Below are 24,229 nucleotides of genomic sequence, written 5' to 3' on the forward strand. Positions count from 1 at the left end.
TCCTGCGGGACCCGCCGGCGACGTCGTCGGCGAGGGCGGGACCGGTCTCGTCGGCGACCGGGCCGTGGCTCGTGCCGGTGCGCGGATCGACGCTGAGGACGGCGTTGGGACGGCGTTGGCGTGTTCTCCCCGCGCCGTGCCGGGCTCGTCATCCGGGGACGGGGGCGCCGGGGGCGATGAGCCTCCGCTCCCGCAGGTCCTCCCAGAGCTGTGCCGGGATCGGGTGGGAGAGGAGACGGTCGTTGTCACGTACCTCCCGCTCGTTGCGGGCGCCCACCAGGATGCTGCCGATCGCCGGGTGGGCGGTGGGGAACTGCAGGGCCGCGGCGATGAGCGGTACGTCGTGGCGGGCGCAGACCTCGGCGACGGCGCGTGCCTGCCGGAGGCGTTCGGCCGACGCGGGGACGTAGTCGAAGGTGGCGCCGGGTGACGGGTCGGCGAGGATGCCGCTGTTGAGGACACCGCCCGCGTTGATCCCGATGCCGTTCTCGAGGCAGAGCGGCAGCAGCTCGTCCAGCGCGCCCTGGTCGAGCAGGGTGTACCGGCCGGCGAGCAGGAAGTAGTCGAACCGTGCGTCCCGGGCGAAGTCGGCGAGCATCCCGGACTGGTTCATCCCCACCCCGATCGCACGGACGACCCCTTGCTCGCGCAGGCTGTCGAGTGCCCGGTACGCGCCTTCCACCGCCTCGGCGTAGTGGTCGTCGGGGTCGTGGATGTACAGGAGGTCGACGCGGTCGAGCCCGAGCCGTTCCAGGCTCTCCTCGAGGGATCGCATGACCCCGTCGTAGCCGTAGTCGAAGACCGGGTTGGCCCGTCCGGAGGTCTTGTAGAAGTGCTCGCCGTCGTGCAGCTGCTCGGGCGAGGGCGGGGCGCCCTCGCGGATCAGGCGGCCCACCTTCGTGGAGATCGTGTACTCGTCCCGGGGACGGTCGCGCAGGGCGCGTCCGAGCCTGCGCTCGGACTCGCCGTAGCCGTAGAGCGGCGCGGTGTCGAACGACCGGATCCCCAGGTCCCAGGCCGTCCCGATGGCGGCCGCCGCGTCCTCCTCGGGCACGCCGGTGAACAGGTTGCCCAGGGGCGCGGTGCCGAGGCCGAGGGGGCGGGCGGTTCCGGCCGCTGCGGCCACCGGGGCGAGCGGGGCGATCGGCGATGCCATGTGACGTCCTTTCGTACGGTCGGGCGGATCAGGCCGGGGTGGGTGCCTGGACGTCGAACAGGTACCGCTGAGCCGGGGAGAGCCGGTCGTACAGGCCCTCGGTGAGGTGGTCCTGCTGCACGAACTGCTGCATCAGGTCCCGCCGCGTGTACGTCAGGTGCAGCATGCGGCGGCGGGCGCCGTCCCTGTTGGACGTGCCGCCGTGCCACAGGCTCGCGTTGCAGACGGCGACGGAGCCGGCGGGGGCGGTGAAGAGGATCTGGCCGGGGTACTCGGCGTAGGGGTCCTCGGGGAACCTGGACTGGTCGCCGTAGTCGCCCCGCTGCTCCTCGCCCTCGGCCAGGTTCACCGTGGGCGTGTTGTTGTGCGGGAGGCGGTGCGAGCCGGGCACGATGCGCGTCGGGCCGTTGTCCAGGGTCAGGTCGTCGAGCACGATGAGCGCGTTCACCAGGCGCCAGTCCTCCTCCCCGCTCTTGGGCACGTCGCTGTGCAGGGGCTGGTCGCCCCCGCCCCGGTGCGGGTCGCGGATGTTGGCGCCGTGCAGCTTGAAGTCGCCGAGGAGGTAGTGGGAGGCCGCGAGCACCGGCTCGATCGCGAGTGCCGCGTCGAAGACGTCCGACTTGTTGAAGAGGTCGGAGAGCCGGGTCGCGCCGGCCTCGGCGTCCATGACCACGCCGCTGCCGGCCTCCGCCTCGACGATGCGGTCGAACTCCTCGCGCATGGCCGCGCACTGCTCGGGGGTGAGCACGTTCTCGACGACGAAGAACCCGTCGCGGTCGAGGGCCTCGCGCTGCTCGGGGGTCAGGGCGGGGGTCACGCCGAGCTCGGCGAGCGCCTGCATGCTGTCCATGGTTCGTACTCCTCTTGCTGTGCCGGCGCGGTGTGGCGCGGCCGGTGACCGGAGATCGTTACGGGTGTGGGCGAGCCGGCCCCGCCGACTCGTCGAGGATGGCGCGGAGACCGCGCTGGGTGGAGTGGACGTGCGCCAGGGCGGTCGCCTCGGCGAGGGCCGGGTCGTGTTCGAGGAGGGCGTTGAAGATGTCCTCGTGCTGGCGCAGGGTGAGCTGGGAGACGTCCTCCTGGGAGGCGACCCTCAGCCGCCGGGAGCGGATCGTGGGATCGGCCAGGCCGCGCAGCACCGCGGCCAGCCACATGTTGCCGGTCGACTCGGCGATGCAGTTGTGGAAGGCGGCGTCGTGCTCGACGAACGACTCGGGATCGCCGGCGGTCCTGCGCATCGCCTCCAGGTGCGTCCTGAGGGTGTCGAGGGCCTCGTCCGACATGCGCAGCGCCGCGAGGGCGGTCGCGGCCGGCTCCAGGAGCCTGCGGACCTCGATCACGTCGAGAACGGTGTCGTTGCGGGCGAGCTGGGCGGCGAACCCGATCCCGCGGAGCAGTTCCTCGGGCTGCAGGTCGGTCACGTAGGTCCCGTCGCCGCGCCGTACCGAGAGCATCTGGGCGTGGGTGAGGGCCCTGACCGCCTCGCGCATCGATCCGCGGGAGATGCCGAGCTGCTGCGCCAGCTCCGTCTCGGAGGGCAGCCTGGCCCCGGGGGGGAACACGCCGGACACGATCAGCTCGCGAAGTCGCTCGATGGCGATGTCTGTGATTCGCACGGCGGGGCCCCTCCGGGGTGAGGTCGGTGTGGTTACTTCTCGACCGGCGGGTTGATCAACTTCTCGATCTTCGGATCGTCGATGTTGTCCGGAGTGACGAGAGTGGCGCCGGTGTCGACATTCTCCACCGTGCCCCCGTCGACCATCTTCTTCAGCGCCATCACGCTCTCGTAACCGATCTTGTACGGGTCCTGGACCACCAGGGCGGCCACGGTGCCGGCCTTGAGCGCCTTGACCTCGTCGGGGGCGTTGTCGAAGCCGACGACGGTCACACCCTTGGTCTTCTTGGCCTCGAGCGCGCGGATCGCGCCGATCACGCTCGGCTCGTTGAGGCCGAACACGGCGTTGAGGTCGGGGTGGGCGCTGAGGACGTCGTTCATGATGGTCAGCGACTTGTTGACGTCGCCGTCGGTGTACTTCTTCGCGACGATCTCGATGTCGGGGTACTTCTCGGTGAGCCGGTCGGTGAAGCCCTTCTCCCGGGCCTGCGAGGTGGCCGAGGTGGCCAGGAACGGCAGGAGGGCGACCTTGCCCTTGCCGCCCAGTTTCTCGCCGATGAAGTCGGCGGCCTGGCCCGCGGCGTTCTCGTTGTCCGTGGCGATGAGCGGGATCGACTGCGGGTCGATGCCCGCGTCCGCGCTCACGATCGGGATCTTGGCCGCCGCGGCCTGCTCGACGATCGGGGCCAGGGCCTTGGTGTCGTTCGCCGCGAAGGCGATGCCGCTGACCTTGCGGTTGACGAAGTCCTGCAGGATGTTCGTCTGGCCGGTGATGTCGCTCTGGGTGGCGGTGCCGCGCCACACCAGTTCGGCGCCCAGCTCGTCCGCGGCGGCCTTGGCCCCGGCGTGCAGGCTTCCCCAGTAGAAGTAGCCGGTGGATCCGGGCACGACGGCGATGGTGAGCTTCTGGCCCCCTGCCCCGCCGCCGGACGCGGTGGTGGTGCCCTGGTCCCTGCCGCACGCGGTGAGGGCGAGTGAGAGGCACACGACGGAGACGAGGGCGAGCGAGCGCCGCGTCCTGCGGTGTGCCGGGTTCCTGCTGGTGTTCATGGTGACCTCGATCAGGCGGGGTGGTGCACGGCGGTGGAGGACGGGCGGCGGGGCGGTCTCTTGGGCCGGGCCGCGTGGGGCGGATGGGGGGGTCAGGTGGCCTTTCTGGCCCGGCGGTGGCGTATCTGGTCGTAGAGGACGGCCAGGATGACCACGACGCCGACGATGACGCTCTGCCAGAACGTCGAGATGTTGAGCAGGTTGCTGCCGTTGCCGATGAGCTGCAGGATCATCGCGCCGACGACGGCGCCGACGATCCTTCCCTCGCCGCCGAAGAGGCTGGCGCCTCCGATGACGGCCGCCGCGATGGCGTTGAGGTTGTAGTTGGTCCCCGCGGTGGGCTGGCCGCTGACGACCCGCGACGCCTCGAGGATGCCCGCGAGCCCCGCCAGGAGGCCGGAGATCACGTACAGCGCGATGAGGATCGCGGCGACGTTGATGCCCGACAGCCGGGCGGTCTCGGGGTTGCCCCCGATGGCGTACGCCGCGCGGCCGAGGGTGGTGCGGGAGAGCAGGAAGTGGCCGGCGAACGCCACGACCAGCATCAGGATGATCGGGACCGGGATCCCGAGCACGGTGCCGTTGCCCAGCCACTTGAAGCCGTCGGGCAGCCCGTACACGGCCTTGCCGTCGGTGATCAGCAGCGCCGCGCCTCCGCAGACGCTGAGGGTGCCGAGCGTGGTGATGAAGGCGGGAAGCCCCAGTTTGCTCACCAGGAGGCCGTTGACGAGCCCGACCAGCCCGCCGGCCGCGACGCCGGCGAGCAGCCCGAGGGGGACGCCCGTGCCGTACTCGACGATGGACACGGTGGAGACGACCCCGGCCAGGCCGACCACCGTGCTCACCGACAGGTCGATGCCGGCCGCGACGATGACCATGGTGGCGCCGACCGCGATGATGGCGAGGCTCGACATCTGGACGAGGTTGCCCAGGATGTTCGAGGTGGTCAGGAAGTGCGGGGTGAGGATCCACAGCACGACGCAGATCACGAACACGATCGTGAAGGGGGCGAGCTGCTGGCCCAGCGGGGCGACGAGGGCGCGCCAGCGCGCGCCGGGTGGCGACGAGGGCACGCCCGGTGAGCCGCCCGCGAGCCGCGGTGCTTCGTCGGTGGTCTTCACGGACGCTCCTTCGGGGTGCCGGTGGGTCGGGCGGGGGTGGGAGCGGCGGGGGTTCCGGGATCCCCGGGGGGCTCGGTGGTCCCGGGATCCCCGGTCGCTCCGGGGGCGGGCCCTGTGGCCCCGGTGGCCCCGGTGGCGGGCCCGGCCAGGAGCGAGTCGACGTAGCCGGTGACCCGGGTGAACTCCTCGGGTTTGGCCTGGCCGGTGGCGTCGTACATCACCGACTCGGACGTGGCGTCCTCGCGGTCGTACTCGCCGACGATGGAGCCCGCGCGCATGACGAGCACCCGGTCGCTCATGCCGAGGACCTCGGGCAGGTAGGAGGAGACCAGGATGACGGCCTTGCCCTCCCTGGCGAGGTCGTTGACGAGCTGGTAGACCTCCGCCTTGGCGCCGACGTCGATCCCCCGGGTCGGTTCGTCGAGGATCAGCACCTCCACGCCCGCGGCCATCCACTTGCCCAGGACGACCTTCTGCTGGTTGCCCCCGGACAGCTCCCCGACCTTCTTCTCGACGCCGTTGGTCACGATGCGCAGCCGTTCGGCGGTCGTGACGGCCAGGCGTCTCTCCTGGAGCGACCTCATGACGCCGTACCGGGCGTTCAGCGACAGGCAGGCCAGGCCGATGTTCTCGCGGACGCTCAGGCCGCCGACGATGCCGCTGGCCCGGCGGTCGTCGGACAGGTAGCCCAGGCCCCTGCGGATCGCGTCGCCGGGACGGCGCGGGTCGAGGGGCCGGCCGTGCAGCTCGACGGTCCCCGAGGTGCGGGGGATGTCTCCCACCAGGCAGCGCATCAGCGCCGTGCGGCCGGCTCCGAGCAGGCCGGCGAATCCCAGGACCTCGCCGCGGTGCGCCTGGAAGCTGACGGGGACGTCCTTGCCGTCGACGACGAGGTCGCGGACGTCGAGGACGACCTCGCCCCGGGGGATCGACTCCTTGGGCATCATGTCCGACAGCACGCGGCCGACCATCTCCCCGATGAGCTGGTCGACGTCCGTCTCCGCGGTCCGGTGGGTGGCGATCGTCCTGCCGTCGCGCATCACGGTCACGCTGTCGCAGACGACGAAGATCTCCTCCAGGTTGTGGGAGATGTAGACCACCGCGATGCCCCGGGCCGACAGCCTCCTGATCAGCGTGAAGAGCTCCTGCGTCTCGGTCTCGGTGAGCGCGGAGGTCGGCTCGTCGAGGATCAGGACCTTCAGGTCGCCGGCGACCGCCTTGGCGATCTCGACCATCTGCTGCTGCGCGATCGTGAGGGTGCGGGCGAGGGCGTCCAGGGGGACGCCCACGTTCAGCTGCTCCAGGGCCTCGGCGGCCCGCTCGCGCACGCCGTTCCAGGACACCACGCCGTACGAGGCGGGCGGGCGGCCGAGCGTGATGTTCTCCGCGACGGTGAGGTTGGGCGCCAGGCTCATCTCCTGGAAGACCATGGCGATCCCCAGCTCCCGCGCGTTCCTGGGGGTCTGGTGGGCGACGACCTCGCCGTCGACGCGGATCTCTCCGTCGTCGGGCCGCTCGGCGCCGGCCAGCACCTTCATCAGCGTGGACTTGCCGGCGCCGTTCTCGCCCAGCAGGGAGCGGATCTCCCCCGGTTCGATCTCGAAGTCCGCGCCGTCCAGTGCCTGGGTGCCCGGGAAGGCCAGCCGCACCCCCGACATGGACACGACCGGGCTCATCGGGCGTCCGCCCAGACCGCGCCGCCGGGCCAGGCGTGGTCGCGCAGGGTGGCCTCGTGCATCTGGGCGCTGTAGCCGGGGGCCGAGGGGGCGACGTAGCGGCCGTTCCTCATCCGCACCGGGTCGAGGAAGTGCTCGTGCAGGTGGTCCACGTACTCCACCACCACGTCGTCGAAGGAGGCGCCGACGGCGATGTAGTCGAAGATCGACAGGTGCTGGACGTACTCGCACAGGCCCACCCCGCCGGCGTGCGGGCAGACCGGGATGCCGTGGTGGGCGGCCAGCAGCAGGACCGCGACGACCTCGTTCACCCCGCCGAGCCGGCAGGCGTCGATCTGGCAGAAGCCCATCCCGCCCGCCTGGAGGAACTGCTTGAACATGACGCGGTTCTGGACGTGCTCGCCGGTGGCGACGCGGATCGGGGCGATCTTGCGGGCGATCTCCGCGTGCCCGAGGACGTCGTCGGGGCTGGTGGGCTCCTCGATCCACCACGGGTCGAACGGCGCCAGGGCCTCCATGTTGCGGATCGCCTCGTCGACGTTCCACACCTGGTTGGCGTCCATCATCAGCTTGCGGTCAGGACCGAGCACCTCCCGCAGGATGCCCGCGCGGCGGACGTCGTCGCCGATGTCGGCGCCGACCTTGAGCTTGAGGTGCCGCCAGCCGGCGTCGACCGCCTCGGTGGCGAGGGTGCGGAGCTTGTCGTCGCTGTAGCCGAGCCAACCCGCCGAGGTGGTGTACGCGGGCACGCCCTCGCGGTGGATTAGGGCGGTGCGCTCGGCCCGGCCGCCGACGCGTGACTCCAGCAGCTCCAGGGCCCGCTCGGGCGACAGGACGTCGGCGATGTGGCGGAAGTCGACCAGGTCGACGATCTCCCGGGGGCTCATCTCCGACAGCAGGCGCCACAGCGGCTTGCCCTCCCGCTTGGCGCGCAGGTCCCAGACCGCGTTGACGACGGCGGCCACCGCCAGGTGCACGACCCCCTTCTCCGGCCCGAGCCAGCGGAGCTGGCTCTCGCCGGTCAGCCGCTTCCAGAACCCGCCGAGGTCGGCCAGGGTCTCCTCAAGGTCGAGGCCCACCACGAACGGGGCGTAGGAGTCGATCGCGGCGGTGCACAGCTCGTTGCCCCGGCCGATCGTGAAGGTGAACCCGTGCCCTTCGAGGCCGTCTCCGGCGTCGGTGCGGATGATCACGTACGCGGCCGAGTAGTCGGGTGCGGGGTTCATCGCGTCGGAGCCGTCGAGCCAGCGCGAGGTGGGAAAGCGGAGGTCGACGGACTCGACTGCGGTGATCTTGGTCAAGGGGGCTTCCTTCGTCACGGCTCGTACGGCGGACCTCGTCACACCAAACATCGAATGTTTAGGCCACGAAACACCCGGCCCCGCGTGTTGTCAATAGATTTCCGGCAGGTAAAAATCCGGCGTTCCGGGCGCGGAGTCGTCCCGGGAAGGTTCACTCGTTGTCGGAGAAAGACCTGTTCACATCTTGTCGGTCGGAGCCTCAGGGAAACATTCGTCGCTTCTGTCCGGAGTTTACGGACCGACGTCTTCCTCGAGGACGCCTGGGGACGGAACCCTTGACTTTGAGCGCACAGGGACTTAAACATCGTATGTCTGACAGGACGTGGTGTCCTTGTGGCTTCCGGGCCGTCCAGGACACCGTCGCGAACCACGCTGAGGAGCCCCCCGTGCACATCGTCCGTTACCGCCGGGATCGCCGGTCACCCGCCGGCGTCGGCGTGCTCCGCGAAGGGCGGGTGGTCCCGGTCGAGGGGGCGGAGACCGTGGCCGCGTTGCTGCGGCTGCCCCTTGGGCGGGCGCGCGACCTGTGCGAGGGGGCCTCGGGAGCCGGGACCGCCCTGGAGGAGGTCGTCCTGCTGCCTCCCGTCGACGGCCGCACCGAGGTGTGGGCCGCGGGCGTGACGTACCAGAACTCGCGGCTGGCCCGGATGGAGGAGAGCCTCAACGAGGCCGACGTGTACGAGCGCGTCTACCACGCCGACCGGCCCGAGCTGTTCTTCAAGGCCGTCGCCTGGAAGGTGGTCGGGGACGGCGAGCCCATCGCCGTCCGGGCGGACTCGGCGATCAGCGTGCCCGAGCCCGAGGCGGCGCTCGTCCTCAACAGCGCGGGCGAGATGTTCGGCCTGACCGTGTGCGACGACGTGAGCTCGCGGAGCCTGGAGGCGGAGAACCCCCTCTACCTGCCCCAGGCGAAGATCTACGACGGCGCGTGCGCGCTCGGCCCGGCGATCCGGCCGGCCTGGGAGGTCGAGGACCCCGGCGCCCTGACCGTGGAGCTGTCCATCACCCGGGCCGGGCACAGGGTCTGGCACGGCTCCGCCTCGACCGCGCAGCTCAACCGCGGCTTCGCCGAGCTGGCCGGATACCTGTTCCGCGACAACACCTTCGCCGACGGGGCGGTCCTGTCGACGGGCACCTGCCTGGTCCCGGACCTGCCGTTCACCCTGGAGCCCGGCGACCTCGTCGAGATCGGCGTCGCCGAGGTCGGCACCCTGCGCAACACGGTCGTCCGCGGGGCCGGGGACCACGCCCGCGAACTGGAGCGGGTCCGCTCCGGGACGCTCTCGTGACCTCCACCCCCGGGTACAACGGGACCCTGCTCAGGGTCGACCTCGGCACCGGCGCCACCCGCGTCCTCACCCCGTCGGCCGACGACTACCGCCGCTACGTCGGCGGCGGGCTGATGGGCACCAAGCTCCTCCTCGACCTCACCCCCGCCGGGCTGGACGCGTTCGCGCCGGAGACGCTGCTGACGTTCTGGTCGAGCGTGATCGCCGGGCATCCCTACGTCGGGCTCCCCCGCTTCGCGGTCCTCGCCAAGTCCCCGCTCACCGGCGGGATCGGCGAGGCCCGGGTGGAGGGCCCGTTCGGCCTGGCCCTCAAGGCGTCCGGGCACGACGGGCTGATCATCGGCGGGGCCGCCGACCGGCCCGTCTACCTCCTCGTCGAGGACGGGCGGCCGAGCCTGCACGACGCCGGGGACCTGTGGGGCCTGGACACCGCGGCCGCCACCGACCGGCTCGTGGAACGGCACGGGCCGGACGCGCACGTGGCCGTCATCGGGGAGGCCGGCGAGTCCCTCGTCCGCTTCGCGAGCATCGTCACCGACCGGACGTTCCCGGCCGCCCGCATGGGGCTGGGCGCCGTCATGGGCTCCAAGAGGCTCAAGGCGGTCGTCATCGCCGGCGGTTCCGCCCCCGCCGTCCATGACGCGGCGGAGCTGGAACGGCTCACCGCCGAGTACGCCGGGCGGATCGCGGGGAACGACCTCACGGCCGTGCAGCACGACCCCCCGGGGTTCGGCGCGTGGATCGCCGACGGCGACGCGAACGCGGGCTACGGCGGAGGGACGAACTACAGCACCAGTCGCCTCCCCGCGCTGCCCGGCGACATGCGCGAGAGGCTCGTCTCCGCTCTGGTCAAGGGCGAGGGCAACTGTCCCGGCTGCCCGAACGACTGCATCAAGATCTTCGACAACGGTGTCGACGCCCGCGCGGGCGGCCTGCACCAGGAGGCCTTCGCCGCGTTCGGCCTGGGGCTGGGCATCACCGACACGGCGACCCTCCTCGACCTCAACGCCCGCTGCCACCTGTGGGGGGTCGACCCCGTCTCGCTGGCCTTCACCGTGTCGTTCGCCTGCGAGGCGGCGGCCAGGGGGCTCCTGGACGCGCGCAGGCTCGGCGCGGAGCCTCCGGCGTTCGGGGACACTCCCGCGCTCGTCGCCTTCCTGGAGACGGTGGCCCTGGGCAGGGAGCCCGTGCGCCTGCTGTCGGAGGGGGTGAGACGGGCGGCCGACGCCCTCGGCGAGGAGTTCGGCCCGCTGGCGATGCACGTCAAGGGACTGGAGATGGTCTCGTTCGAACCGCGCGCCTCGGCCGGGCAGGCGCTGGCGTACGCCGTGAGCCCGGTCGGGCCGCGGTACGAGATCGTCGAGCACGACATCGACTTCGACCCGGTGGGCGGGTGGCGGCACGGCCTCGACCAGATGCGGACGCTCGGCACGCTCGAATACGAGCCGATGGAACTGCTCGACGACCGGCGCGTGGTGCGGACCGGCCTCCTCGTCGACATGTGGAGCGGGATGGACGCGCTCTGCCTGTCGCTCTTCGCCGGTCCCCCGGTCCGCGAACTGGACCTGCCGGGCATCGCGCGCCTGGTGGCCGCGGTCACCGGCTGGCGGACGAGCGACAGCGAGCTGTTCGTCTGGGGCAGGCGGCGCTGGCAGCTGATGCGCGTCTACAACCTCCGCGAGGGCCTGCGCGCCGCCGACGACGCCCTGCCCCGGCGCTTCCACGAGGAGCCCGTCGACGCCGGACGCCACGAGGGGGTCCTGCTCGACGAGGACGGCTTCGCGGCGGCGCTGCGGCTGTACTACCGGATCACCGGATGGGACGACGACGGCGTCCCCACCCCGGAGACCCTGCGGACGCTCGACCTGGCCTGGGCACAGGCCCATCTCCCCCGTCCCTGACCCGCCCGGCGGGGACCCGGGACGGACGCGGCCGGTCAGAGCCAGTCGCGGCGCTTGAAGACCACGTACAGGGTGAGGCAGACGCCCGCCATGAGCACGACCGCGAACGGGTACCCCCACCTCCAGTGGAGCTCGGGCATGACGTCGAAGTTCATGCCGTAGATGGTCCCGACGAGGGTGGGGGCGAACAGGATCGCGGCCCAGGCGGAGATCCGCTTGACCTCCTCGTTCTGGGCGTTGCTCGCCTCGGTGAGGTTGGTCATGTGCTCGTTCTGCGCCTGGGCGACCATGGTGGAGTTGACCACCAGGATGTCCTGGAGCATCTGGCGGAACCCGCCGACCCGCTCGGCGACGGTGATCGCGTGGTCGGCCACGTCCCGCAGGTAGCGCTGCAGCTCCTGGTCCACCCCGTACTTCGCGGCGCCCGCGATGAAGCCCTCGATCATCCCCAGCAGCGGCTGGGTGGCCCGCTGGAACTCGATCACCTCGCGGGACAGCTCGTAGATGCGGCGGGAGACCCCGGGCTCGTTGCCGAAGACCTGCACCTCGATCTCGTCGATGTCGTTCTGCAGCCCCGCGACGACCGGGGCGTACCCGTCCACGACCGCGTCCAGGATGGCGTAGAGCACGGCCTGCGGGCCCTGGGCGAGCAGGTCGGGGTCGTGCTGCATCCGCCGGCGGACCTGGGACAGGTCGGGGGCCTCGCTGTGCCGTACGGTGATCACGAAGTTCGGGCCGACGAAGACGTGCAGCTCGCCGAAGTCGACCTCCTCGGTCTCGTCGAGGTAGCGGGCCGGGCGCAGCACCACGAAGAGGGTGTCGCCGTAGCGGTCGGCCTTGGGCCGCTGGTGGGCGACGATCGCGTCCTCGACCGCGAGCTCGTGCAGGTCGAACTCCTCGGCGACGTTGACGATGACCCCGTCCTCGGGCCGGTAGAAGCCGATCCAGGCCATGCTGCCGGGGGTGTTCTTCAGGCGCTCGAACGCCTCGGGCAGCGATCCGGGGGTGGCGGCGCGGTGCCCGTCGACGTAGATCGCGTTGTCGATGACGCGCGAGCGGGGCGGGGGCGGCTCGTCACCGGCGGACCGGGGGTCCATCGACCGCTCCGGGGAGTCCCTGCCGGTGGCGGAACGGCCGCGCACCAGGCTGCGCAACCCCCTCAGTCGCCGGTCGGTCACGCGTCCCTCCTCATCGGGTGCTCATGAACTCCTGCAGCGACTCCATCGCCGTACTGCGGATCCTCGCCCTGAGCATAGGGGTCCAGCCGAGGACGACCCCGGCCGGCCGTCCCATCGCCATCTTGGACCAGCGCCTGAGGTCGAAGTCGTCGTGGTGGCGGACGATCAGGCCGTCCTCGAAGCGGAACTGGGCGTCGATCTCGTTGACGACCTTCCTGCCCGTCCTGCCGAAGGTGTAGCGGGCGGTCCAGTGCGCGGCGCCCTCGTGGTCGCGGGCGGTGACGTCGCGGACGGTCACGCTGAGGTCGGCGCTGCGGCCGAGCAGCATCCGCCACATGCCCATGACCCTGTCGCGTCCCTCGAGCTCCTGGAAGACGGGGTCGCCGAAGGTGACGTCCGGGTGGTAGCAGCGCTCCATCGCGTCGGGATCGCGTCGTGCGAAGGCGTCGTAGAACGTTTCGATGAGCGCGGCGTTCCGGTCGTTCACGAGTCTCTCCCGACCATCGGTGTCCTGCGGACCGAGTGTAGTGCGCGCGGGGTCCCGGGCCCGGCGGCGTGCGCGGGACCCGGAATCATGTTCGGCACGGCCCGACTTTATCGCCAGCACACCGGCGGACGTGGGACGCTTTGCTCCCATGTCGCGAAGGAGAAGTGAGCGTTGTCCGACGTCTGGGTGACCCTGACCACGGCCCGTTCCGGGCCGCCCCTGTGGGTGGTGCTGCTGTCGGCGCTGGTGGCGCTGGGCGTGGTGTCGTGGTCCACCTCCTGGCAGCTGTCCCGGGGGCTGATCACCATCGCCCACGAGGGCGGGCACGCGCTGGTGGCGCTGCTCACCCGGCGCAAGCTGGAGGGGATCCGGCTGCACTCCGACACCTCGGGCGTGACCCTCACCAGGGGCAGGCCGCGCGGGCTCGGCATGATCCTGACCGCCGCCGCCGGGTACGTCGCCCCTTCCCTGCTGGGGCTGGGAGGGGCCTGGCTGACCGCGTCCGGCTACGTGGCGGTGCTGATCACGGTCGTGATCGGACTGCTGTTCTGCATGCTGCTGCTGATCCGCAACCTGTTCGGCGTGGTGAGCCTGCTGGCCACCGGGGGCGCGATCGCCGCCTTCACCTGGTACGCCGCGCCCGACATGGACGCGGTCCTGGCCTACCTGGCCGTGTGGTTCCTGCTGCTGGGCGGGGTGCGGCCGATCGTGGAACTGCAGGGCAAGCGCCGTCGCGGCCGGGCGCCCGACTCCGACGCCGACCAGCTCGCCCGGCTGACCTTCCTGCCCGGAGGGTTCTGGGTGTTCCTGTTCCTGCTGGTGGCGGGCGCGTGCCTGGTGGCCGGCGCCTACCTGCTGTTCCCCCCGGCGTTCGCGCTGCTCTGAGCGTCCCGCGCCGTCGTGCCGCGGCCCCGTCGTGCCCTGCCCCGTCGTGTCCTGCCCCGTCGTGTCCTGCCCCGTCGTGCCCCTGCCCCGCCGGTCCCTGCTCCGTCGGGTTCTCGTCCCGGCCGGGGTGGTGTCAGCCGGGGAGATCGGTGTTCGAACCGGCCGACCGGATGCGTTCGGTGAGGAACTCCTGCTCGGCGACGTTGCCGCCGAGCTCCAGGGCCGCCCGGTAGGACCGCACCGCCTCGGTGTCGCGGCCGAGACGGTGCAGGAGGTCGGCCTTGGTGGCGTGCAGGTAGAGGTACCCGGCCAGCCGTCCCTCCCGTTCGAGCGCCTCGACCTCGGTCAGCGCGACCTCGGGGCCGTGCACCATCGACACCGCCACCGCGCGGTTCAGCGCCACGACGGGCGACGGCCAGATCCGCAGCAGCTCGTCGTACAGGGTCAAAATCTGCGGCCAGTCGGTCTCCGCGTAACCGGGGGCCTCGGCGTGCAGCGCCGCGATCGCGGCCTGCAGGGTGAACCGGCCGGGCGGCCCGGCGGTGAGCGCCTCGACCACGAGCCGGTCGGCCTCGGCGATCATCTCGCGGTCCCAGGCCGAGCGGTCCTGCTCCTGAAGGCGCAGCAGGCGGCCGTGGGCGTCGGTCCGGGTGGCGCGGCGCGCGTGGTGGGCGAGCAGCAGCGCGAGCAGCCCGGCCACCTCGCGGTCGGCGGGCAGCAGGAGCCTCAGCGTGCGCGCCAGGTCGAGCGCGCGTCCGGCCAGCTCGTCGCGGACGAGGCCGGTGCCCGAGGGGGCGGTGTGCCCGGCCGCGTACAGCAGGTGCAGGACGGTGAGCACCGCGTCGACGCGCTCGGGCAGGTCGGCGGCGGACGGCACGGTGTACGGGATGCGCGCAGCGGCGATCTTCTTCTTGGCCCGGGTGAGGCGGGCGGCCATCGTGGCCTCGGGCACCAGGAAGGCCCGCGCGATGTCGGCGGTCGTCAGGCCGCACACCAGGCGCAGCGTGAGCGCGGTACGCGCCTGCTCGGCCAGCGCCGGGTGGCAGCACGTGAAGATCAGCCGGAGGCGGTCGTCGGGGATCGCCCCGCCGTCCGTCCCGGACGCCCCCGGCGCCCCGAACACCTCGGGCGCCTCCGGGTGATCGGGCTCCCCGGTGTCCTCGGGGCCGAGCAGCAGGGGCAGCTTCGTCTCCAGCGTCCGGCGGCGGCGGATGGCGTTGAGCGCGTTCCGCCGGGCGACCGTGGTCAGCCAGGCACCGGGCCTGTCGGGCACGCCGTCGCGCGGCCAGGTCCGCAGGGCCTGGACGTAGGCGTCCTGCACGGCCTCCTCCGCGGCGTCGAGGTCGCGGGTCACCCGCACCGTCGCGGCGAGCACGTAGGCCCACTCGCGACGGTGCGCGTCGGCGACCGCCCGTTCGGCGGGGTTCAGTTCTCCTCCTCCAGGACGTCGAAGCCGACCAGCGGCCTGACCTCGACGCCGCCGTTCACGATCGGCGTCAGCCGGGCCAGCGCCAGCGCGTGGTCGAGGTCGCGCGCCTCCAGCACGAAGACCCCGGCCAGCGCCTCCTTGGTCTCGATGAAGGGGCCGTCCGTCACCAGGTCTCCGCGGACCGCGGTCGCCGTGCCGGACTGTTCGAGCGACAGCCCGGCGACGATCCGGCCGCCCAGCCCGGCGACCCGGCCGGGCAGTTCCCCATGGGCCCGCATGACCTCCGGCGGGATGTCGGCCACCCCGCCGGGCGTCTCCCGCTCGTAGATGAGCACCGCGTACCGGGCCATCACGCCTCCCTCTCGCTCGTGAACACGTCGTCCAGCCATGTCGCCCATGCCCGCCGGGCGGCCTCCGCGTCCGCGTCCTCGGCGAACAGGTGGTGCGCCACCCCGACCGGCCATCCCCACGCGTCCCGTCCGTGGAAGCGGTAGAGCGCGTCGGCGGACCGTACCCCGAGGAAGGCGGGTGCCACGAAGTCGGCCACGCCCTCGATCGGGTCGAGGCCGGCCGGTGTCAGCGTCACCGGGTCGCCCGCCTCGATCCCGTCGGGGACGCCCAGCGCCCGGCACAGCCGCGCGAACCCCCCGGACGCGGAGCCGCCGGGCGCGTCGAGCCTGAGGTAGGCCGCGTCGCGCCCGGGGAAGTGGCGCAGGTACTCGCCGAGCGAGTGGTAGTAGAGCGCGGTGTGCCTCCGGCAGGCGTCGAGTTCCGCGTCGTAGTCGTCCCCGGCGATGACGCCCCGGTGGGTGAGGGTCAGCAGGGTGCCCCGCGGGGTGGGCCGGAGCCGGTGGTCGAGCTCGTTGAACTCGTCGGCGCCCGGCAGGGTCCGCGTGGTGAAGTGCCGGGGCGGTTCCCAGACGCTCACCACGCCGCCCTTGCCGGTCAGCCCCCGCTCGGCCCCTCCGACCCGGGGCTCGTAGTCGATCTCCCAGTACCAGCCGGTGGTGTGGAGCGTGAACGCCTCCCAGACCTCCTGCGGGCTCGCGGGCAGCTCGCCCTCCCACGTCACCTCGAACGCCCGGCCCGCCGTCTCCGTCGCCGTTCCCGCCGTCGTGTCCGCCGTCATGTGCCTCGTCATCTCCGTCGTCCTGATCGTCGCTCCCGGACCGCCTCCGGGCGGCCCCTCATGAGGACGACACGCGGGGAGCGCCGGAATCGACAACCGCGCACGGACATCTTCCACGATCACCCACCGTGACCGGATCTTTCCACGCCGTGGTCCGGGGATCGCGGCGTACGGGGGCGTGCCGGCGCGGCCGCCGCCCGGCCGTCCGGCACGCCCCCGTACTCCCGGGGACGGCGTACGCGGAGGGCGTGCGGCACCTTCCGGGGCCGGTGGGGGCGGGGCGCGAGGGAGAGCCGTCCGGGGTGACGGAAGCGTGATACACCGGTTTATTAGACATTGCACCGAATATGTGATTCATATCTCGGCGGTCGGGTAATTACCTGAAATTCGTCGCCCCCGTCATCACACCGCGTGACCGTCTTCCGCATTGACACGGGGCCGGTTTTTCACGTTTATTATCGGGAATATCATTTCTTCTGGGAGAGGCACTCGATGTCGCAGGCCGCCTATCTCGTCGGAGCGGCAGGGGCGGGTGCGCTTCTGGTCTCGCTGGGCGTCACCTGCGCCCTCACCCTGCACATCAGACGGCTGCGGCTCGAACGGGAGCGGGCGCTCTCCAGGGCCTACGAGGGGTTCGCCCGCGACATGCACGACCTCGTGGGGCACTGGCTCTGGCTGGCCTCGATCAGGGGGGAGCTGGCCCATCGCCGGGCGGCCGGTGACGGGCCGCTGCGCGAGGACCTCGAAGAGGTGCTGCGGGCCGTGCGGCAGGCCGCGCACTCGGTGCGGAACCTCTCCGCGGCGGGCCACCGGATCTCCTTCCCCGGCGAGGTCGCGCGGGCCAAGGTGCTGCTGGAGGGCTTCGGGGCCTACTGCTCGGTACGGGTGGACGTGGACGGGCTCCCCGAGGCGGTGAGCACCGCGCTGGGCGTCGTGGTCCGCGAGGGCGTGACGAACATGCTGCGGCACAGCCGGGTGAAGCGGTGCGCCGTCGAGCTGGTCGAGCAGGGCGGCCGGCTGCGCCTGACCCTCGTCAACGACGGGGCGCCCCGGCGGGAGACGTTCCCGCCCGGCAGCGGCGTGGGCAATCTGCGCCACCGCCTGGAGGAGCTCGGCGGCACGATACGGGCGAGTGGTGGCAAGGACGGGTGGTTCACCCTGATAGCCGAACTTCCTGGTAATTTTTCCGAATAAGCTTCACGTCCCTCGCAAAAGTGCAGGTAGCGCACACCCTCACGGTTAGCACTGTGAGTTTCGCATATGCGAGTGGTTCAGTTTGTAACTGGTGGTTTCTCGGGTTATCCGTAATTCTCTCTTCTGGAAGACAGCAGGGGAGAATGCCGTGGATGACCAGTATGAGCTTTATTGCCTGGCGGACCCGCTTTTCTATGACACGCTCAACGGCCGCCGGGGCGACCACCCCGACTTCGCGCTCGCGAGCCGGGACCTGCCCGAGGGCTGGCAGCACCAGGCGACCGACACCTGGATGCACTACGCGCCGCTCGCCGGCCGTACGCCCTTTCAGGGCTGGAAGATCCACGTCTCGGCCCGCGTCGAGGACGCTGAGCGCGCCATAGAGGCGGTCTGGGACTACTGCGTCCCCCGCGGCATCGCGTTCAAGTTCCTGCGCAGCCTGCCGGTCATGGCCATGCTGAACTCCAAGGCCGCCCCCCGGGGCGCCAGCGGCAAGCTCGTGACGATCTACCCGGTGGACGAGGCCCAGCTGGAGCTCACGCTCAAGGAGCTCGACGAACTGCTCACCGGCATCGAGGGGCCGTACATCCTCAGCGACCTCCGCTACGGCGAGGGCCCGCTCTTCGTCCGGTACGGCGGCTTCGCCGGGCGGCGCTGCCTGGCCGACAACGGCGAGCTGGTACTGGCCATCGAGGACGGCGAGGGGCGCCTGGTCCCGGACGTGCGGGAGCCGGCCTTCGGCGTGCCGTCCTGGGTGACGCTGCCCGCCTTCCTCGAGCCCCACCTGGCCGCCCGCAACGCGGTCACCACCGAGGGACTGCCGTACCGGGTCGAGAGCGTCATGCAGTTCTCCAACGGCGGGGGCGTCTACCTCGCCGAGGACGTGCGCACCGGCAAGCGGGTCGTGCTCAAGGAGGGGCGCCCGCACGCCGGGCTGGACGCCGCGGGCCGGGACGCCGTGGCGCGGCTGGCCCACGAGCGCGACATGCTGGAGCGCCTGTCCGGGCTGGAGGCGGTACCCGCGCTGGTCGACTACTTCACCCTGGGCGGCCACCACTTCCTGGTCGAGGAGTTCGTCGACGGCAACCCGCTGCAGCGCCAGCTCGTGCACCGCTACCCGCTGACCAGCGCGACCTGCGACGAGCAGACCATCGCCGAGTACACCGCCTGGGTGCTCGACGTCCTTCCCAAGGTGCGCCGGGCGGTGGAGTCCCTGCACGAGCGCGGGGTGGTCTTCGGCGACCTGCACCCGAACAACATCCTGGTGACCGAGGACGGCCGCCTGACGCTGATCGACTACGAGGTGGCCACGCTGACCGCCGACCGCGGGCGGGCGGCGCTCGGCCACCCGGCGTTCGGCGCGCCGGCCGACCGGCAGGGCGTCGAGATCGACCACTACGCCCTGGCCTGCCTGTGCCTGGGGCTGTTCGCCCCGCAGCTCACGATCATGCTGTCGCTCGACCGCGCCAAGGTCCTCGACCTGGCCAGGATGATCCGCGAGACCTTCCCGGTGCCGTCCGAGGTGATCGACGAGGCGGTCCGGGCCATCACCGGCCCCGAGCCCGCGGCGCCCACACCGTTCCCGAGGCCCGGCGCCGAGGACTGGCCCCGGCTCAGGGAGGCGATGACCCGCGCCATCCTCGCGAGCGCCACCCCCGAGCGCGAGGACCGGCTCTTCCCCGGCGACGTCGCCCAGTTCCAGCCCGGCGGGGGCGTGAACCTCGCCTACGGCGCGGCCGGCGTGCTGTACGCGCTGGAGCGGACGGGCGCCGAACGGCTTCCCCGGTACGAGGACTGGCTGCGCGCCAGGGCACTGGCCCCCGCCCCGGGGACCGCCCTGGGGTTCTACGACGGCCTGCACGGCGTGGCCTACGTCCTCGACCTGCTCGGGCACCGCCAGGACGCGGTCGACACCGTCGACCTGTGCCTGCGCGAGAAGTGGGAGTCGCTGGAGCTGGGGCTCTTCGGGGGCCTGGCCGGCATGGGCCTGAACCTCCTCCACCTGGGCACCACCACCGGTGAGCGCGCGCTGGGCGAGACGGCCATGAAGATCGTTGACATCTGCTCCGACCGGCTGGGCGGCCCCGACGACGTGCCGGAGATCAGCGGCGGCGGCAAGCCCCGCGCCGGGCTGATGTACGGCTCCTCAGGACCGGCCCTGCTGTTCCTGCACGCCTACGAGCGCACCGGCGACACCTCCCTGCTGGAGCGGGCCGAGGTCGCGCTCCGCCAGGACCTGCGGCGCTGCACCACCGGCGCGGACGGGACCCTCCAGGTCGACCAGGGCTGGCGCACGCTGCCCTACCTGGACGAGGGGTCCGTGGGCATCGGCGTGGTCCTCGCCCGCTACCTGGCCCACCGGGACGACGAGACCCTCCGCGCCGCCCTGGACGGCTGCCGGCTCGTCACCCGGGGACGGTACTTCGTGCAGTCCGGCCTGTTCACCGGCCGGAGCGGCATGGTCGGCGCCCTGGGCTGGGGACTGGCGCCCGAGCCGCGTGCCTCCGTCCCCGAATCCACCTACCTGGCCGAGCAACTGCGCGGACTGGACTGGCACGCGCTGCCCTACGGCGGCGGGCTGGCCTTCCCCGGCAACCAGTTGCTCAGGCTCTCCATGGACTTCGCGACCGGCACGGCCGGAGTCCTGTTCGCGATGAGCGCCGTGCTGCACGACCGGCCGGTGTTCCTCCCCTTCATCGAACCGCCCGGCGACACGAACACCCCGCAAGGGGTGTCGGCGCACGGATTCGCCGGGCGGTTTGGCCCCTGCGACACAGCGAAGGAGGTGTAACGAAATGGTCCTTCTCGACCTGCAGTCCCTGGAGACCCCCACCGGCGGTGGCGGCGGCGGCGGCGGCAGCACCCTGACCGTCCTCGGGTGCGAGTCCGGCAAGCCCAGCAACCTGAGCGTCGTGCTCTGCCACTAGAAACCCCTCTCCACCCCGAGTCACAAAACCCAGAAACGGAGCGATTCCCATGGTCCTTCTCGACCTGCAGTCCCTGGAGACCCCCACCGGCGGTGGCGGCGGTGGCGGCGGCAGCACCCTCACGGTCCTCGGCTGCGAGTCCGGCAAGCCCAGCAACCTGAGCGTCGTGCTCTGCCACTAGTGAGATCCGGTGCCCGGGACGGCCAGCGACGGCGGCCGTCCCGGGCACGCCCGTTTCCCGAGGGAGGAGGACCCGTGCGGGCAGCCGACCGGCTGGTGGCCGAGACCGTACGGCGGGGCGGACCGTGGCTGGCCGTGCTCGCGGTCGCCTCCGTCCTGGGGGCGTTCGCCCAGCTGGCGCTCCCGCTGGTGCTGGGCAGGACGGTCGACGCGCTGGTGGCCGGTGGAGCGGGCATGACCGGTGACGCGGCGGCCTGGGTCGGCGTCTGCGCCGGCGTCGTGGTGGCGGCCGTGGTCTGCGACGCCCTCGGCGTCTGGGCCGCCGGGTCGAGCGGCGCGCGTTCGGCGGCCTGGCTCAGGACCCGGGTGGTGCGCCACGTCCTCGGCGTCGGGCCCGCGATGACCCGCAGGTTCCCCGAGGGGGAGCTGGTGACCCGGATGGGCCTGAACACCGAGGAGATCGGACGCGCCCCCGAGGCGGTCGTCACCGCGGCCGCGCTGGTCATCCCCACCGCGGGCGCCGTCGTGGCCCTCACCTTCATCGATCCCCTGCTGACCGTGACGCTGGTCGCCGGGCTCGTCCTCATCGGGCTCGTCCTGCGCGCCTTCCTCAGCGCGAGCACCACCATGGCGGGCGAGTACCAGGCCGCGCAGGGCGACATCGCCGGCCGCCTGGTCGACGCCCTGGCCGGGGCCCGTACCATCGCCGCCGCCGGCACGGCCGACCAGGAGCGGGCGCGGGTGCTGACCGCGCTGCCCCTGCTGCGCAGGCACGCCATGGAGATGTGGCGGGTCAACGCGCGCGCCGGTGTGCAGGCCGGGGCCGTGGTCCCGCTGCTGGAGGTCGTCGTGCTCGGGGTGGGCGGGCTGCGGCTGGCCGCCGGGGACCTGTCGGCCGGCGAGCTGTACGCCGCCGCCCGCTACGTCGTGCTCGGCGCGGGCCTCGGCTCGGCGCTGGGCCAGGTCGGCCGCCTGGCCAGGGCGCGGGCCGCCGCGTCCAGAGTGAGGGAGCTGCTGGCCGAGAGTCCTCGCGTCTACGGTGCCCGGACGCTGCCTCCCGGGCCCGGCACACTGGAGTTCCACGGCGTCGAGGCGGACGGCCTGCGCGACGTCGACCTCGTCGTCCCCGGCGGGCAGGCGGTGGCCGTGGTCGGCCGCTCCGGCGCCGGGAAGTCGCTGCTCGCCGCGGTCGCGGGCCGCCTGGTGGACCCGTGCCGCGGCACGGTCCTGCTGGACGGCGTCCCGTTGCCCGAGCTCTCCCAGGAGGCGCTGCGCGCCGCGGTGGGGTACGCCTTCGAGCGCCCGGTGCTGCTCGGCGGGACCGTGGGCGGCGCCGTCGCCCTGGGCGCCGACCTCCCCGCTCCCGGCTCCCTCCCGCCCTCCGATCCGGTCTCCGCGCTCTCCGCAGGCTCCGCGGGCTCTGTGGTCTCTGTGGTCTCTGTGGGCTCTGTGGGCTCTGTGGGCTCTGTGGGCTCTGTGGGCTCTGTGGGCTCTGTGGGCTCTGCGCTCTCCGGCCGCGGCCCCCGGCACGCCCCCCGGTACGCCTCCGGGGGGGACGAGGTCGTGCGGGTGGCGGCGCGGGCGGCGCGGGCCGACGCCTTCGTCCGCAGGCTCCCGCTCGGGTACGACACCCCGCTGGAGGAGGCGCCCATGTCCGGCGGGGAGCGGCAGCGGCTCGGCCTGGCCCGCGCCTTCGCGCAGGGCCGTCGCCTGCTCGTCCTGGACGACGCCACCTCCAGCCTGGACACCGTCACCGAGCGCCAGGTCGCCCGCGCGCTCTCCGGGGAGCTGCGCGACCGGACGCGGCTGATCGTGACCCACCGGGTGGCGACCGCCGCGGCGGCCGACCGGGTGATCTGGCTGGACGAGGGCCGGATACGCGCCTGCGCGGCACACGGCGTCCTGTGGGCCGACCCGGCCTACCGCGCCGTCTTCCAGGCGGACGCCCCGTGAACCGGCCGCTGCGCCGGGCGCTGCGCAGGGATCCGTACCAGCTGGTCAGGCTGGCGGGGTGGTCGGTCGCGGAGACCGCGCCCTCGCTGGTCATCGGGCTGGCCATCGCGCGGGCCATCGACGAGGGCTTCGGCGCGGGACGGCCCGGGACCGGGTTCGCCTGGCTGGCCCTGCTCGGCGGCGCGTGGCTGCTGGCCGCGGTCGGTGCGCGGCAGGTCGTGCTGGCCGTCGCCGCGATCGTGGAGCCGTTCCGCGAGGATCTGCTCGCCCACGTCGTCGACGACGCGCTGCGCCACTCGGCCGCCTCCGGGCAGGGACCGGGGGCGGGTGCGGTGGCGCGCTCCAACCTCCAGGTCGAGCTGGCCCGCGACGCGTTCGCCTCGGTCATCACGGTGGTCAGGTCGTTCGCGTTCACCGTGGTGAGCGTGGCGCTCGGGCTGGCGGCCCTCGTCCCGCAGGTGCTGGTGCTGGTGCTGCCGCCGTTCGTCGCGGGGCTCGTCGTCTTCCTGCTGTCGCTGCGCGCCCTGGCCCGGCGGCAGCGGGAGTTCATCCTGGCCGACGAGCGCACCGCCACGGCGCTGGCCGGCATGGTCGGCGGGCTGCGGGACATCACCGCCTGCCGCGCCGAGCGGCGGATGGCCGACGAGGTCGGCCTGCAGGTGGCCGAGCAGGCCGGTGCGGCCCGGTCGCTGGCCCGGGTGACGGCGCTGCGCACCGTGTCCCTGGCGGTGGGCGGCCGGCTGCCGATCCTGCTGATCCTGGCCGGCACCCCCTGGCTGATCGGCGAGGGCGCGGGCGCCGGGGTGATCCTGGGCGCCCTGGCCTACGTCACGCAGTCGCTGGCGCCCGCGCTCGGCAACCTCGTGGAGGGGCTGGGCATCAACGGGGTCCGGCTGCGGGTGGCGCTCGACCGGCTGCTGCGCGACGGCGAGCCGCCCGCGCGGGCGGGCGCGCGGGTCGCGGCCGTGACCCGGGACGGGGGGGCCGAGCTGCGCGGCGTGACGTTCGCCTACGGCCCGCACGCCGAACCGGTGATCGACGGCCTGGACCTGTCGGTGGCCGAGGGCGAGCACATCGCCGTGGTGGGCCCCAGCGGCATCGGCAAGTCCACGCTCGCCGCGCTGCTGACCGGGCTGCTGCGGCCCGCGTCCGGACGCATCGAGGTGTGCGGGGTGCCGGCCGACCGGCTCGACCCGTCCGGCCGGGTGCTGATCCCCCAGGAGGCCTACGTGTTCCGGGGCTCCCTGCTGGAGAACCTCGTCTACCTGGCCGGTGACGCCTCGCCCGAGGCGGTCGGCGAGGCGGTGGCCGAGATCGGCCTGACCGGCCTGGTGACGCGGCTGGGCGGCCTGTCCGCCGAGGTCCGCTCCGATCTGCTCTCCCCCGCCGACCGCCAGCTGATCGCCCTGGCCCGCGCCTACCTGGCCCCGGCCCGGCTGGTCGTCCTCGACGAGGCGACGTGCCACCTGGACCCGGTGGCCGAGGCCCGCGCCGAGGAGGCGTTCGCCCGGCGGGGCGGCACGCTCGTCGTCATCGCCCACCGGCTGACCTCGGCCCTGCGGGCCCGGCGGATCCTCGTGATGGACGGCACCAGCGTCCGGCTGGGCACCCACGAGGAGATGCTCGCCACCTCCCCGCTGTACGCCGACCTGGCCGGACGGTGGGACCCGTCGAGCGCGCAGGAGCTGGTGCCGTGACCACCCGAGGGCCTGGGCCGTGACCCCGGCGCCGTCCCCGGCGTCCCCGGGCTCCCCTGTC

General features: G+C 72.6%; 21 protein-coding genes. 9 read left to right on the forward strand and 12 right to left on the reverse strand.

The window, feature by feature from the left end:
* Positions 1-148: 148 nt before the first annotated feature.
* The 7 genes from ACIBCT_RS26460 to ACIBCT_RS26490 form a co-directional block, all read right to left on the reverse strand.
* Positions 149-1,156: an aldo/keto reductase gene (locus ACIBCT_RS26460; RefSeq protein ID WP_399192926.1), complete on the reverse strand. Its 1,008-nt coding sequence runs from the start codon at positions 1,154-1,156 to the stop codon at positions 149-151.
* A gap of 28 nt (positions 1,157-1,184) precedes the next feature.
* Positions 1,185-2,006 (reverse strand): phytanoyl-CoA dioxygenase family protein, encoded by an 822-nt coding sequence (locus ACIBCT_RS26465; RefSeq protein WP_399192928.1) that lies wholly within the window; start codon positions 2,004-2,006, stop codon positions 1,185-1,187.
* A gap of 58 nt (positions 2,007-2,064) precedes the next feature.
* Positions 2,065-2,772, reverse strand: a complete 708-nt coding sequence (locus ACIBCT_RS26470; protein WP_399192930.1) for a FadR/GntR family transcriptional regulator — start codon at positions 2,770-2,772, stop codon at positions 2,065-2,067.
* Positions 2,773-2,804: 32 nt separating this feature from the next.
* On the reverse strand, positions 2,805-3,821 hold the full coding sequence (locus tag ACIBCT_RS26475; protein WP_399192932.1) for an ABC transporter substrate-binding protein: 1,017 nt from the start codon (positions 3,819-3,821) through the stop codon (positions 2,805-2,807).
* Positions 3,822-3,913: 92 nt separating this feature from the next.
* Positions 3,914-4,942: an ABC transporter permease gene (locus tag ACIBCT_RS26480; RefSeq protein ID WP_399192934.1), complete on the reverse strand. Its 1,029-nt coding sequence runs from the start codon at positions 4,940-4,942 to the stop codon at positions 3,914-3,916.
* Complete coding sequence (locus ACIBCT_RS26485) at positions 4,939-6,618, reverse strand: ATP-binding cassette domain-containing protein (RefSeq protein WP_399192936.1); 1,680 nt, start codon at positions 6,616-6,618, stop codon at positions 4,939-4,941. The genes ACIBCT_RS26480 and ACIBCT_RS26485 overlap by 4 nt, the downstream gene beginning before the upstream one ends.
* The gene (locus ACIBCT_RS26490) at positions 6,615-7,919 is read right to left on the reverse strand and encodes an enolase C-terminal domain-like protein (RefSeq protein WP_399192938.1); all 1,305 of its coding nucleotides are present in this window, start codon (positions 7,917-7,919) and stop codon (positions 6,615-6,617) included. The genes ACIBCT_RS26485 and ACIBCT_RS26490 overlap by 4 nt, the downstream gene beginning before the upstream one ends.
* A gap of 386 nt (positions 7,920-8,305) precedes the next feature.
* On the opposite strand from ACIBCT_RS26490, the gene ACIBCT_RS26495 reads away from it, so the two are divergent.
* Both ACIBCT_RS26495 and ACIBCT_RS26500 read left to right on the forward strand, forming a co-directional pair.
* On the forward strand, positions 8,306-9,208 hold the full coding sequence (locus tag ACIBCT_RS26495) for a fumarylacetoacetate hydrolase family protein (protein ID WP_399192940.1): 903 nt from the start codon (positions 8,306-8,308) through the stop codon (positions 9,206-9,208).
* Positions 9,205-11,109 (forward strand): aldehyde ferredoxin oxidoreductase family protein, encoded by a 1,905-nt coding sequence (locus ACIBCT_RS26500; protein WP_399192942.1) that lies wholly within the window; start codon positions 9,205-9,207, stop codon positions 11,107-11,109. The genes ACIBCT_RS26495 and ACIBCT_RS26500 overlap by 4 nt, the downstream gene beginning before the upstream one ends.
* A 35-nt stretch (positions 11,110-11,144) precedes the next feature.
* Here the strand turns inward: ACIBCT_RS26500 and ACIBCT_RS26505 are convergent, their stop codons facing one another.
* Positions 11,145-12,287, reverse strand: a complete 1,143-nt coding sequence (locus ACIBCT_RS26505) for a magnesium and cobalt transport protein CorA (RefSeq protein ID WP_399192944.1) — start codon at positions 12,285-12,287, stop codon at positions 11,145-11,147.
* Positions 12,288-12,297: 10 nt separating this feature from the next.
* A complete protein-coding gene (locus tag ACIBCT_RS26510) occupies positions 12,298-12,774 on the reverse strand; it encodes a nuclear transport factor 2 family protein (RefSeq protein WP_399192947.1) in 477 nt (158 codons plus the stop codon).
* Between the two features lie 171 nt (positions 12,775-12,945).
* Between ACIBCT_RS26510 and ACIBCT_RS26515 the strand changes: the two genes are divergently transcribed.
* Positions 12,946-13,659, forward strand: a complete 714-nt coding sequence (locus tag ACIBCT_RS26515; protein ID WP_344900539.1) for a M50 family metallopeptidase — start codon at positions 12,946-12,948, stop codon at positions 13,657-13,659.
* A 133-nt stretch (positions 13,660-13,792) separates the two neighbouring features.
* On the opposite strand, the gene ACIBCT_RS26520 is transcribed toward ACIBCT_RS26515, so the two are convergent.
* From ACIBCT_RS26520 to ACIBCT_RS26530, 3 genes are read right to left on the reverse strand one after another with little or no spacing between them, the layout of a single operon-like run.
* Positions 13,793-15,034, reverse strand: coding sequence for an RNA polymerase sigma factor (locus tag ACIBCT_RS26520; protein ID WP_399192949.1), 1,242 nt, complete (start codon positions 15,032-15,034; stop codon positions 13,793-13,795).
* 50 nt (positions 15,035-15,084) lie between these two features.
* Positions 15,085-15,438: a YciI family protein gene (locus tag ACIBCT_RS26525; protein ID WP_399192951.1), complete on the reverse strand. Its 354-nt coding sequence runs from the start codon at positions 15,436-15,438 to the stop codon at positions 15,085-15,087.
* Entirely contained in the window at positions 15,438-16,229 is a 792-nt protein-coding gene (locus ACIBCT_RS26530; protein ID WP_399192953.1) for an SRPBCC domain-containing protein, read from the reverse strand. The genes ACIBCT_RS26525 and ACIBCT_RS26530 overlap by 1 nt, the downstream gene beginning before the upstream one ends.
* A 480-nt stretch (positions 16,230-16,709) precedes the next feature.
* Between ACIBCT_RS26530 and ACIBCT_RS26535 the strand changes: the two genes are divergently transcribed.
* The 6 genes from ACIBCT_RS26535 to ACIBCT_RS26560 all read left to right on the forward strand — a co-directional run bounded on the left by ACIBCT_RS26535 (position 16,710) and on the right by ACIBCT_RS26560 (position 24,168).
* Entirely contained in the window at positions 16,710-17,411 is a 702-nt protein-coding gene (locus tag ACIBCT_RS26535) for a sensor histidine kinase (protein ID WP_399192955.1), read from the forward strand.
* A 148-nt stretch (positions 17,412-17,559) separates the two neighbouring features.
* The gene (lanKC, locus tag ACIBCT_RS26540) at positions 17,560-20,202 is read left to right on the forward strand and encodes a class III lanthionine synthetase LanKC (protein ID WP_399192957.1); all 2,643 of its coding nucleotides are present in this window, start codon (positions 17,560-17,562) and stop codon (positions 20,200-20,202) included.
* 4 nt (positions 20,203-20,206) lie between these two features.
* Entirely contained in the window at positions 20,207-20,338 is a 132-nt protein-coding gene (locus tag ACIBCT_RS26545) for a SapB/AmfS family lanthipeptide (RefSeq protein WP_344900551.1), read from the forward strand.
* Positions 20,339-20,387: 49 nt separating this feature from the next.
* A complete protein-coding gene (locus tag ACIBCT_RS26550; protein ID WP_344900551.1) occupies positions 20,388-20,519 on the forward strand; it encodes a SapB/AmfS family lanthipeptide in 132 nt (43 codons plus the stop codon).
* A gap of 74 nt (positions 20,520-20,593) precedes the next feature.
* On the forward strand, positions 20,594-22,471 hold the full coding sequence (locus tag ACIBCT_RS26555) for an ABC transporter transmembrane domain-containing protein (RefSeq protein ID WP_399192959.1): 1,878 nt from the start codon (positions 20,594-20,596) through the stop codon (positions 22,469-22,471).
* Complete coding sequence (locus tag ACIBCT_RS26560) at positions 22,468-24,168, forward strand: ATP-binding cassette domain-containing protein (RefSeq protein ID WP_399192961.1); 1,701 nt, start codon at positions 22,468-22,470, stop codon at positions 24,166-24,168. The genes ACIBCT_RS26555 and ACIBCT_RS26560 overlap by 4 nt, the downstream gene beginning before the upstream one ends.
* The last annotated feature ends 61 nt before the right edge of the window (positions 24,169-24,229 follow it).

This window comes from Streptosporangium sp. NPDC050855, from assembly GCF_044456585.1.
In the GTDB taxonomy this organism is placed as follows: Bacteria; Actinomycetota; Actinomycetes; order Streptosporangiales; family Streptosporangiaceae; genus Streptosporangium; species Streptosporangium longisporum.